Raw genomic sequence first — 11682 nt, forward strand, 5'->3', positions numbered from 1 at the left:
GTTGTTTAATTTGGCTTTAAAAAGGCCCGGACAACCTTTGCTGGCGAGCTGCCGGTATTAATCAGGATATAGTTTCCTGCGGCAGCCGGAACGACGAAGGTCTCGGCATAGTGGTATGTCTGCGTACGTTCGCCCGGCAGAACAACAATGATACGCTCACCCTCGACGAGCATGAAGACGTGCGGCGATCCATTCGTCTGCTGTTCCAGGCGGTTGCTGAACTCCAGCCGGTGTACGCCATAAAAATGTGCTTCGTGCGTAGGCAGATCAATGATCTGCCAGTCATCCCCGGCAGCCAGCTGTCGCGGCGCGGCGACCAGTTCCTGCGTAACCCGCTTTCCCTGACGGCTGAAATCGAGGTTGTTAAAGGCATGCTCAATATTAATGGGCCGCGGTTTTCCGTTCAGGTCAAGCCGCAACCAGTCATACATTTTAAAAGTAAAGATATAGGGCGTGGCACTGATTTCGAGCACAAGGCTGCCTTTTCCGGCACTGTGCACCGTTCCATTCGGGATCAGGAACAAATCGTGTTTGTTCGCCTTAAACGTCTGTACAAATTGAGGAATGTCTACTGTTTTTCCAGTGGCCTGGCTTTCCTCGAGTTCATTCCTGAAGTGTTGCGGATCGATGCCCTCCCGGAACCCCAGGTAGACTTCGGCTCCGGGCTGACTGTCCATGATGTAATAAGTCTCGTCTTGCGTGAGGCGCTCGCCAAAGTGCTCCTGGATATAAGGCAGAGTAGGGTGGCACTGAATAGAGAGGTTGCCGCCGTTCCAGGTGTCAAGAAAGTCGAAACGGATCGGGAATTCGTCGCCAAACCGCTCTGCGAAATTGCCGAGCACCGCATTTCGCTGACTAAACATAAGACAGTCGAACGAGACCTCCAGCAGCAGGCCCGAACTTTCGAAGACAAGCCCGTTTTCAGGAACGATCAGTTCGAACGACCAGGCATAGTTCACCTCTTCTGCATTCAGTCCGGCGAGGTTGTTCTTCATCCACTGCCCGCCCCAGGCCCCGGGTTCGAACCAGGGACGTACACGAAAAGCAGATGAACCTAAATCAGCAAGCGCATGGCTGAGGTCATTTCCGCCTATCCAGTTCAGCTTGCCCGGCCACTGCCCATCGGCTACAATGGCTGCATGGGGCAGCACTTCCTTTTTGTGAGCATTAAGGACTACCCAGTCTACAAAGTAAAAACGTTTATACGTTTCGGCATAATCTGCGTTTGCGGCAGCACCGAGATTAGCGGCTGCGCCGGCCCGCATGCGCAATTGAAGTTCGTTTTTTGGCAGGTCGACGTATACAATTGCAGCCGAAGGCGCAAAGAGTGCTGCGCCCGGGCCGATAATGATCGTCACCTCGTTGCGGGCGGCATCGATACTTACCTGTGGGATATTGAAAAAGTCTGCCAGTGTCAGCGATGCCCGCTTGCCCCAGGGTGAGCCCGGCCGACCAAGGTAAGGCGATACGAGCGCTGTAACCTCAGCTTCAGGCTTCAGATAACTGGCTGTGTCAACCCAGGTGGCGCTTATGCCGGCTTGCCGGAGCTGCGCATCAATGCTGTCTCGCACTTCAGCGAAAAATACACCCTGGAAACCATCAATGGCTACCAGTTTATGCCCTGCGACCCAGTTAGCCAGGTCTTCGTATCCAGTATGAATCAGCCCGCCTGCAAGCTGGTGGGTGGGATAAATGGTATAACCATCAGGTCTGGGGCTGTCGAGTTGAGGGGGCATGAGTGGCTGCCGGCTTCGGCGCAATGCTGGTAAAGTTGTGTGCTGGGTATCCATATTATTAAAAGGTAGTTGTGCCCGGTGGAAAAAAAAATCAACCTTCTGGTCGGGCAGGAGACCAGCAGGCGCAACGGTTAGATCTTATATGTACAAACATAGTAACATAATGCAGCCGGCCAAAATTATTTTCATATTTTTATCGTGCCGAAACGAGCTGTCTATGAAATTAAGTTTGAACCATAAGAGTCCGGTCCCCCTGCATGTGCAGGCAGAGTTGCTGCTGCGCGAGCTGATTAAACAGCCCGAGTATGCTGGAGGTAAGCTGCTGCCCAATGAAGTGGACCTTGCCAAAGAACTCGCCATTTCGCGTACCACGATTCGTTACGCGATCAATAAGCTGGTTTCTGAAGGACTGGTTACGCGCAAAAAAGGTGTGGGTACGAAGGTGACGGGGATGTCGGTGAGTTCAAAATCAAATAACTGGCTTAGTTTTTCGCAGGAAATGGAGGCCCGGGGCATACCGATCAAGAATTTTGAATTGCATCTTACCTGGGAAACGCCTACCGAAGAAATCGCCAATTTCTTTGAAGTAGGGAAGGACCGCAAAATCCTGAAAATGGAGCGGCTGCGCGGCCGGCCCGAAGAACCTTTCGTATATTTTGTGTCGTATTTCCACCCGCGTATTGGCCTTACCGGCGAAGAAGATTTCAAGCGTCCGTTGTACGATATCCTGGCAGATCACAAGGTAATTGCCAACCTGTCAAAAGAGGAGATCAGCGCCAGAGGAGCAGAAAAAAACATCGCCAAAAAACTCGGGGTTGAGCCCGGTAGTCCCGTGCTGGTGCGCAAACGTTTTGTTTTTGACCAGGGCGAGCGGCCCATCGAGTTGAACTGGGGCTATTATAAGGCAGATAGTTTTGTGTACACGGTAGAAAGCCGCAGAAACTAGGGGCAATGTGCCCGAGGACTTAAATTTCAGGCGCCCATTCTTCTCCGCACCGGGGAATGAGTATATTGGTGCAATCAAATCCCCTTGTTATGTTTCTTCAATTCACCGGGCGCTCGGGTGCAGGAAAAACAACGCTGGCCATGCGAGTCTGTGCGCTGCTTGAAAGAAGGCAGATAGCCTGTCAGGTCATAGATGGTGATGTGTACCGGCAAACCTTGTGTAACGACCTGGGTTTTTCTGCTGCCGACCGCGCAGAGAACATCAGGCGATTGGGCCAGCTGGCAGCGCAAATTTCGGCGACCGGTCAGGTAGCCATTCTCTGTGCGATCAACCCGTTTGATCAGGGCAGACAGGCCCTGGAGGCCAGGTATAACGCATTAACCATCTGGATCGACTGCAGCCTGCCTGTGCTGATTAAGCGGGATACAAAGGGGCTTTATCGCCGGGCATTGCTGCCGTTGGCCGACCCCCTGCACATTGCCGACCTGCTGGGGCCGGGCGATCTTTACGAAAACCCCCGGCAAGCGGCGCTGCACATCCGCACGGACCATTGCAGCATTGCCGAAGCAGCACAGCAGATCACAGCTTTTATTCTTGCGGCACGGCAGCAGCCCGCAGCCGTTCCAGTTCATGGTATCCATTAAAGGCTTTTTCGAGCAGGCCTGATGCGGTCTCCATAAGCTGTTCTGCTGCAAAAGGACGGTCTGGAAATTTGGCATTGTACCGGCTTCGCTGCCTTACCTTTTCCAGGTATTCGGCTCGGGGGCATACCCGTGTTACAGACAGGAGGCTATTGAGCAAGAGTTCCGGCCCGTCATGGTAATTGAGTAAGGTCACCTTTTTATCCAGGTGCACCAGCGATAGAAATGCCCGGTGGTAGGCTTCCAGCACAGTGGCCATGTGCAGATCCAGGTTACTTGTCCTGTCCGTTCCGGGATCGATGCCAAGCAACTCGTCAGGCACTACACCCGGCACGGCCTGCATACCCCGCAGTTTCTGGTGTGAACGCAGCACCTCGTCAGGTCTGCGGTAGACCAGGAAAAACGGAACATCGGGAAAGGCTTCGCGAAAGATAGCTGCAAAATGAATGTGCCAGCTATCGGTTTTTATAAATACACGTTTTTCCCTGCCTGAACGTCGCTGTCCGTAAAAAGCCACGGCAGCCTGCAACAGGGCTACCGCTTCAGCACGCTGCATGCTTTTTCCGGCGCGCAGCAGGGCATCCAGGAAGGGCACTTCCGCCAGTACAATGTTCTCCGGGTCGAGCCCCAACAGTTGCGATAACAAGGTTGAGCCACAGCGTGACACATGGAAAATGACGCCAGCCGGCTGGACGCAATCCAGTTCAGGCGCCCATTCTGTCAGTACGTCAAGGCTCGTTTCTACTTTCAGGCCCGTGCCTGGCTGGTATTTCAGGCACTTGCTGACCGTCTCTGAAAAAAATGGATCGGTAAAAGGGACGCTGGCCGTATAAAGCCACTGGCAGGACGGCCGCCCGGCGCCAAGCAACCTGTAAGGAATCCATTCTTTCAGTAGACTTGCTGAATCGGGCTTGTCATGAAGCTGCAAACGAAGGTCTGCAGCCAGCTGCCTGGCCGCTGGGGTGTCCTGGTTGTCGAGCGCTTGGATCATGTGTGCCAGGGTTTGCTGGTCGTACTCCGGGGCGGTGCTGACACTAGCCGCTGTTTGCATGCAATGCTCCAGCCATTCGTTCACCTCGCAGTCGATAACCAGGTGCACGCGGTCTGAATCGCCTTCGTTGCTTACGCTGTGCGGCAAATTCGCATTAATGTACCAGCACTCGCCAGTGTTCATAAAAAGTGGGGATCCTTTCAGTGTAAACCTTACCCGGTCATTGGTAAAAATCGGAATGTGCAGCCGCATTTCGCCTCTCTCAAAAGCGAGTTCATAGTCGCGATGGGTATTGACTGCCGATCCGGGCGCAAGATTGAGCAGCCGTACGGCACGCAGGCCGGCAGGCAGGCCCGCTAAAAACCGCTGCATGGCTGGCAGTTTACCGAGCAGGGGAGTATCCTGAAAGCTACCCAGGTTTCCGGCATCTGCATAAGGCATAGCCGCATTGCCGCCCGGAGCGCGAAGGGCAATTACGGTCCAGCTTCCTGTAAAGTCGCTGGGCTTGTAATGATTTTGCCAGGCCTGGTCCAGGGTCCGGGCAACTTCTTCGCGCAGCTCATTAATGGGCACTTTGATGTTTAAGCGGGCAGAGACGATCATCGCGGTTGTGTAGTATTTTGGTTACAATAAAATTTAGCCATCTTGTCGGCGTATGAACAGCGGCATCTTTCTGAGCAGGCACAGGACTTTATGATGGCCATTGGCTCATTCCGCTGGAACTCAATCCTGATCTGAAGTTAATCTTTTTTTCCGGCCCCAAAATTCCGCTTGTTTTTTTGCGTACCGGGAATTATCTTTATTCTTAAATCAAACCTAACGCCATGAAGTCAATCCCTGTTGCTACACTGCGCTGCTTTTTCTTTTTTCCTGCTTACCCGGCACCCGTTTCGTCTTTCAAATCTGATAGTTTACTGAACTTCCGGTAATTTCCGGTCGCTCCCATCACGTCAGCAATGAAAGTTATTCTGTTGAGTAGCCATGTTTGTGGTATACCTGTATTGCACCAGCTTTGTGCAGCGGGTGTACTGACCGGTGTTGCGTCTATAGACGAAACTACACCCTATAACCTGCCGCTTGAGCAGGCTGCAGATGCGCTGCGGGTACCCTTCAGGCGAATGGCGCGACCTGATTTTGCGGTCGAGCTGGCCGGCTGGATCAGTGCTTCAGGGGCAGATCTTGTGCTGGTTTTCGGCTTTCGCTGGAAAATACCCGCGGCGCTGGCTGGCATTCCGCGTTTTGGTTTCATCAATATTCATTTCAGTTTACTTCCGGCTTTTCGCGGCCCTGACCCCCTGTTCTGGCAGTTGCGTTCAGGCGGGCTTGGCAGCGGCATAACGCTTCACCAGGTCGACGAAAGTTTTGATACCGGCCCCATACTGCTGCAGAAAGAGCTTGCGATTATTCCCGGCGAAACCAGGGGGATGTGTAGTGCAAGGTTCGCGATCGAAACGGTGCCCTTGGTCAATGAACTGCTCAAAGCCCTTGATGCAGGCACAGTTGCGGCCCGGGTCCAGGATGGGCAGTCTGGCAGTACGCAGCGGCGGGTGCAGGAAACAGACCTGGCAATAAACTGGGAAGAACATGCCGCTACCGATATCATCAACCTGGTTAACGCAGCCAATCCTGACTATCAAGGGGCTGTTACTGTGCTGAAAGGACAGGAAATCAGGATACTCGAGGTTACTCCCGCAACGGCAGCTGGTCAGGCCAAGCACCTTCCCGGAACAATCGTATTGTCTCATCCTGATCAGGGCGTATTTGTAGCCTGCCTGGAAGGCTCGTACCTGCGCATCAATATCATCGCGACGCGTGATGGTGTCATTTCGGGATTCAAGCTGGCCGCAATGGGCATTATGCCGGGCGAACGCCTGTCTACGCTTAGAACGGCGCAGTTTGGTGATCATGCAAAGAATCAACCGAATATCAAACTATAAAACTTAATGACATGACAGAACCTTATTTAGGAAGCATCGTATTGTGGGCACCCAATTTTGCACCACGTGGCTGGGCATATTGCCTCGGACAAACATTGGCGATCTCTTCAAACACAGCGCTCTTTTCGCTTTTAGGAACCACTTATGGCGGCAATGGTCAAACGACCTTCATGCTTCCTAATTTTGGTGGCCGCGTACCTGTCGGTGCGGGTCAGAGTCCCGGCACTTCGAATTATACACTTGGGCAGGTTTCGGGAACAGAAAACGTAACGATAACGTTGGCACAGATGCCTATGCATACCCATGTCGCGTCAGGCACGCTGAACGGGAACGTCTCTCTTGCTGCATCGGCTGCACAGGCCCAATCGCATACCCCCTCGACAGCGAACAACGTCCTTGCCTCGCCCTACGACCCCAATGCGGCTTCAGACGTAAACGGGTACATCAGTCAGGCCGCTGGCGGTACGCTGGTGCCCTTGGCCGGCGGCTCGCTTAGCGGGAACGTTGCAATCACAGTCGGCGTGGCTGGCGGAAGCATGCCGCTCCCGATCATGCAACCTTATCTGGCAATTAACTACATCATTGCGTTAGAAGGCGTCTTCCCTTCACGAAACTAGCACTTTAACTGGCATGCGGGCCATGGCCCGCATGCTTTATCTATATGAGAAAAATAAGGATCGGTTTGCTTATCCCGTATTCGGGGATTTTCAGAAACCTGCGTGCTGACTTCAGACAAGGCCTGCAACTCGGCCTGCGCAACTTGCCGGCAAATTACCAAATCGAGTTTGCGGAAGAGTTTATTCAAACCGGCGGCAAGCCTTTTGTGGAACAGGCGCTTAATAAACTGCTACTTTTTGATAACGTAGATATCGTGATCGGCGTAGCAGGAACGAAGGTCATTTTGCAATGCGCCGACATTTTTGAAAAACACCGAACACCGGTAATCGCAGTCAATCTTGGCGGTTTTGTTCCGACCTATCAATTTCGTTCGGACTACCTGTTTCACACCAGCCTGGAGCTTTGGAAAAGCGAATGGGTGATGGGAAAATGGGCGCAGGTACACTTCGGCGCCGATCCGGCTGTTAGCCTTTCTTACTACGAGGCGGGATACAACATGCATGAATGTTACCGGTATGGTTTGCATGCTGCAGGCGCCGCAAGCGTCAAACTCAATTTTATCAGCAACATGACCACCCAGCCCGATACCCTGCCGCTCATCAACCAGCTGGAGATCCTCAGGCCCGGACATACCCATGCCATGCTTTCAGGCAAAGAAGCCACAGAGTTTCTTTACCATTACAACCAGAAAAATATTTCTTCCAGAACGGCCCTCACAGTACATCCGTTTGTCACAGACGAGTGTCTCGAGTCTGCAGATCCGCTGGCCGCGGGATTTTACAGCGCGGCTACCTGGACATACCACCTTGACACGGCAGAAAACAGTGCTTTCAAGTCAGGTTATGAATCGGCTTTTGCAGACCGGCCAAATGCTTACAGTATGCTCGCCTATGAATGCGGGCTGGCACTGAGCCAATCTGCAACCGCACTCGGGCAGCGTTCAGTTAACCGCGAATCGCTTGCGGAATCGCTGCGTGGGGTTTCAGCGCTTGGCCCCCGGGGCAATTTTTCGCTCAAAACAACGCCTTACGCTACCATGCATCCGGTTTACATCCGCATTTCAGAAGTCTCGAAAAAAACACAGCAACTGGAAAACCGGGTGGTAGACCAGCGCCCGGCTGTGAGCTGGGAGCAGCCGGATATCCTGGAAGCAGCCTATCAGAATACATCTGGCTGGCAGAACCCTTACCTGTGTGTATAACGACATAACCAATATATATGAACCAAATTTTACTTTGATGACTTGCTTACACTTTTTCTTGCAAAGTTTTGCCCCCAGCAGTACTGTTTATGCCTGCGGCGGGACGGCACGACTCCTGGCCATGCTGGCACCACATGTTCTGCATGTACAACCTGCATCTGTTTTTTCGCTCTCTAAAATCGCCTCAAACATATGAACAGGGAATCTTCCAGGCGGATAGCTAGCTGGCTTAGCCGGCCTTATCCACAAAATAACAGGCCAGGCGGGTCGCTACACCGAAAAATCGGCTGGTTGCTGCTGGTGGTCCTGTGTTTCACGCAGGCCGCTCTCGCCCAGGTCAAGAGTGCAAACTATAATTTTGACAGTTTTGCTGCCGGTACGGTGCAGGCGACTGCCTCCGGAAATACTGCTTCGTGGGCCATTCCCGTGAGCAGTACCGATAACACACCAAGCGGGCTGACTGCTGTTGTTGAGGGAAACGGCGCGGGCGGTTCGATCCGGATCATCAATATAGCGGTTGGCGGTGACATCCACGTCGGGTTTCAGGCGATTGCGCCGGGAACGGTTTCGAAGGCTGTTATCAGGAGTACGGATGGATCCGAATTCAAATTGAGCGCGATCAACGTCGCAGCTGTTGCCAATGTAGTGCAAACTTTCAGCCTTCGCGCCATGCGCGATGGCGTCCAGGTCGGATCTATCGTTGCGGGAAACTATGTGCCAACAACGCCCATTTCCCCAGTCGGCTTTGACCTCAGCTCAAATGCCGATTTCGCGTCGATAGATGCCATTGAGGTAACCACAACCGTACCCCAGGGACTAAGATTAGATGATCTGGCAATTACGGCAGCGCCGAGTGCAACGCTCACGACTACCGGAACCGTCAATCCTTTCAGCTCATGTGCAGCTACCGCTTCCGGTGAACAAAGTTTTACAGTTTCGGGAAGCAACCTGTCAGGGAATGTAACGGTTGCACCGCCCGCCGGATTCCAGCTTTCACTTGTATCGGGAGGCCCCTATTCGGGCGCAAACCTGACCATCCCCCAGTCCGGTGGTTCTGCCAGCGCAACAGTTTATGTGCGCATGGCCGCCGCACTGAGCAGTCCGGCCGCAGGGAACATCCAGATCAGTTCTGCGGGTGCGACAACGGCTACCGTGGCCTTAAGCGGCGTTGTCAACCCGTTGCCTTCGCTAACTATCGGGGCTGTACAGGCAGTTAATTTCAATGCTACTTCTTTTTCCATACCTTACAGCGGGGCCACGGGCACGCCCGATCAATATTCTGTAACGAGCGGCGCCGCCGCCCTGCCAGGCTTTACCGCGGTTACCAATGCTGCGCTTTCGGGATCGCCGATTGTCGTGCTCTTGCCCGCAAACCCTGTACCCGGCACTTACAATTTCAATTTGACGGTGCGCAATTCAACTACAGGCTGCGTTTCTGCGGTACTGCCATTCAGCTTAACCATCAACGCTGCGCCTGCACCCGTGGTGACCAGTGTCGCAGTGCCTGCCAGTGCCGTTTATGGCGCCGGACAGTCCCTCGACTTTACAGTTAACTATTCGGCAGCCGTCACAGTAACAGGTACGCCTGCCATTCCGCTTGTTATTGGCAGTACAACGAAAGCCGCGGCCTATGTTGCGGGAAGCGGCAGTTCGGCGCTGGTTTTCCGGTATACTGTTGCAACCGGTGATGTCGATGCAAATGGGATTACTATTGGATCATCGATCTCACTCAACGGAGGCACCATCGGGGCCGGAAATGTTGACGCCGCCCTGGCGCTGAACAGCGTCGGCTCGACAAGTGGCGTGCTGGTCGATGCAGTCGCGCCAACTGTCACCTCAATCGTTCGCGTCGGAGCCACTCCAACAAACGCTGCTTCATTGGCCTATACCGTCACCTTTTCTGAACCGGTGACCGGGGTAGACGCAGGTGATTTTTCACTTGCTGTGACCGGGGGCGCCAACGGTATTATTGCAGGTGTCAGCGGCTCGGGTACCACCTATACAGTGACCACGAACAGCGTGACCGGAACCGGAACGCTCAGGCTTGACCTGAACTCGACCGGCACAGGTATTCTCGATGCTGTAGGTAATGGGATTCCGAGCGGTTATACCAGCGGACAGCTGTATGCTGTAGACCGCGACTCGCCCGCGGCACCTTCCGTACCACAATTGCTTGCTGCTGACGATACCGGGTTATCCGGCACAGACAACATTACGAACAAAACCGCCCTGAATTTTTCAGGAAGCCAGTCTGAACCCGGGGCCACCGTTCGCCTTTATTTCAATGGGACACAGGTTGGTTTTACCAATGCCGATGGCTCAGGCAACTGGTCTGCCGCCGCATCAGCGGTTGCCGAAGGGTCTTACAGCGTAACCGCCAGGGTAGAGGATGCTGCAGGTAACCTGAGCGCACCGTCATCGGCGCTCCAGCTCAACGTTGACCTTACCGCGCCAGCCGCCGCCATTGTCTTAAGTCCTGCGAACGGAGCCGTTCTGCTTACAGGCACACCGGCGATCAGCGGAACAGCGCAAGCAGGCACATCCATTACATTGATCACAGACGGTGTGTCGGTTGCAAACGCAACTACGACTGATGCTTCCGGCAACTGGAGCTATACACTGCAGGCACAACTTGGTCCAGGTTCGCACACCGTGCGCGCAGTGGCGGTTGATATAGCCGGAAATACGGCACCATCAAGCAACACAAACACGTTCGCAGTCAGCACGCAGCCAACGATTACCCTTACAGGCTCGGTTCCTGCATTGAACGCCGTGTACCCTCAGCCGTCGACCGCTGCTGTTTTCAGTGTTTCTGCAACAAACCTGACCGCTGGCGTGCTGGTTACACCGCCAGCCGGTTTCGAAGTCAGCAGCGACAACAGCAGTTTTGCTCCTTCGGTAACGCTCGGCGCTGCCGGAAACCTGTCTGCCAGCCCGGTTTACGTAAGGCTGGCCGCAGGCACTGCGGCAGGGAATTATGCCGGCAACCTGACGCTAAGCAGCGCAGGCGCAACCAGCAGGACGCTGGCCATAACCAGCAGTACGGTCACGCCGCTGGCGCTGACGGTCGCTGCACAGGCTAAAACCAAGGCGTATGGCGATGCGGATCCGGCACTGACTTTTACCGCCACACCCGCACTGGCCGCTGGCGATGCCTTTACCGGCTCGCTTACCCGTGTGCCAGGAGAAAATGTCGGAACTTACGGCATTACTCAGGGAACCCTCAGTGCAGGAACTAATTACACCATTACTTTTACCGGCGCTAACCTGCAGGTCACGCCTAAAGCGATCACCGTTACGGCCGACGCGCGCGGAAAAGCATTTGGAACCGCTGATCCGGCACTCACCTATACGGTCAGTCCGGCCCTTGTTGCAGGCGACGCTTTTACGGGATCGTTGAGCCGCGCACCGGGTGAAGCCGTAGGTACGTACCCGATCACGCAGGGTACCCTCTCAGCAGGGAGCAACTATGCGCTGACCTTTACCGGAGCCAGTTTCACCATCGGTGCAAGGGTGATTACGGTAACGGCCGCCACCCAGACCAAAGTGTATGGGCAGGCTGATCCGGCCCTGACCTATACCTTCACGCCGGCACTTGATCCGGGCGACAGC

General features: G+C 54.2%; 8 protein-coding genes. 6 read left to right on the forward strand and 2 right to left on the reverse strand.

What is annotated here, in order from left to right:
* Positions 1-5: 5 nt before the first annotated feature.
* Positions 6-1790 carry a class I mannose-6-phosphate isomerase gene (locus C7T94_RS18410; RefSeq protein ID WP_107217419.1) on the reverse strand — a complete coding sequence of 595 codons (1785 nt, stop codon included), beginning with the start codon at positions 1788-1790 and terminating at the stop codon, positions 6-8.
* Between the two features lie 163 nt (positions 1791-1953).
* On the opposite strand from C7T94_RS18410, the gene C7T94_RS18415 reads away from it, so the two are divergent.
* Complete coding sequence (locus C7T94_RS18415) at positions 1954-2682, forward strand: GntR family transcriptional regulator (protein WP_107217421.1); 729 nt, start codon at positions 1954-1956, stop codon at positions 2680-2682.
* An 89-nt stretch (positions 2683-2771) separates the two neighbouring features.
* Positions 2772-3326, forward strand: coding sequence for an adenylyl-sulfate kinase (locus C7T94_RS18420; RefSeq protein WP_162618760.1), 555 nt, complete (start codon positions 2772-2774; stop codon positions 3324-3326).
* Here the strand turns inward: C7T94_RS18420 and C7T94_RS18425 are convergent.
* Positions 3271-4917 (reverse strand): aspartyl/asparaginyl beta-hydroxylase domain-containing protein, encoded by a 1647-nt coding sequence (locus tag C7T94_RS18425; protein ID WP_107217424.1) that lies wholly within the window; start codon positions 4915-4917, stop codon positions 3271-3273. The genes C7T94_RS18420 and C7T94_RS18425 overlap by 56 nt on opposite strands.
* A 353-nt stretch (positions 4918-5270) precedes the next feature.
* Here C7T94_RS18425 and C7T94_RS18430 point away from each other — a divergent pair, with 353 nt between their 5' ends.
* From C7T94_RS18430 to C7T94_RS18445, 4 genes are all read left to right on the forward strand, one after another.
* The gene (locus C7T94_RS18430) at positions 5271-6251 is read left to right on the forward strand and encodes a methionyl-tRNA formyltransferase (RefSeq protein ID WP_107217426.1); all 981 of its coding nucleotides are present in this window, start codon (positions 5271-5273) and stop codon (positions 6249-6251) included.
* Between the two features lie 11 nt (positions 6252-6262).
* Positions 6263-6868, forward strand: a complete 606-nt coding sequence (locus tag C7T94_RS18435) for a phage tail protein (protein WP_107217428.1) — start codon at positions 6263-6265, stop codon at positions 6866-6868.
* 44 nt (positions 6869-6912) lie between these two features.
* A complete protein-coding gene (locus tag C7T94_RS18440; protein WP_107217430.1) occupies positions 6913-8070 on the forward strand; it encodes an ABC transporter substrate-binding protein in 1158 nt (385 codons plus the stop codon).
* A gap of 192 nt (positions 8071-8262) precedes the next feature.
* A partial coding sequence (locus tag C7T94_RS18445) for a beta strand repeat-containing protein (RefSeq protein WP_162618761.1) occupies positions 8263-11682 on the forward strand: 3420 nt, incomplete at its 3' end.

Source organism: Pedobacter yulinensis (genome assembly GCF_003029735.1).
Lineage (GTDB): Bacteria > Bacteroidota > Bacteroidia > Sphingobacteriales > Sphingobacteriaceae > Pedobacter > Pedobacter yulinensis.

Coding starts and splice junctions, on each gene's coding strand:
- C7T94_RS18415 (WP_107217421.1), top strand. CDS start 1,954: ATGAAATTAAGTTTGAACCATAAGAGTCCGGTCCCCCTGCATGTGCAG.
- C7T94_RS18430 (WP_107217426.1), top strand. CDS start 5,271: ATGAAAGTTATTCTGTTGAGTAGCCATGTTTGTGGTATACCTGTATTG.
- C7T94_RS18420 (WP_162618760.1), top strand. CDS start 2,772: ATGTTTCTTCAATTCACCGGGCGCTCGGGTGCAGGAAAAACAACGCTG.
- C7T94_RS18425 (WP_107217424.1), bottom strand. CDS start 4,917: ATGATCGTCTCTGCCCGCTTAAACATCAAAGTGCCCATTAATGAGCTG.
- C7T94_RS18410 (WP_107217419.1), bottom strand. CDS start 1,790: ATGGATACCCAGCACACAACTTTACCAGCATTGCGCCGAAGCCGGCAG.
- C7T94_RS18435 (WP_107217428.1), top strand. CDS start 6,263: ATGACAGAACCTTATTTAGGAAGCATCGTATTGTGGGCACCCAATTTT.
- C7T94_RS18440 (WP_107217430.1), top strand. CDS start 6,913: ATGAGAAAAATAAGGATCGGTTTGCTTATCCCGTATTCGGGGATTTTC.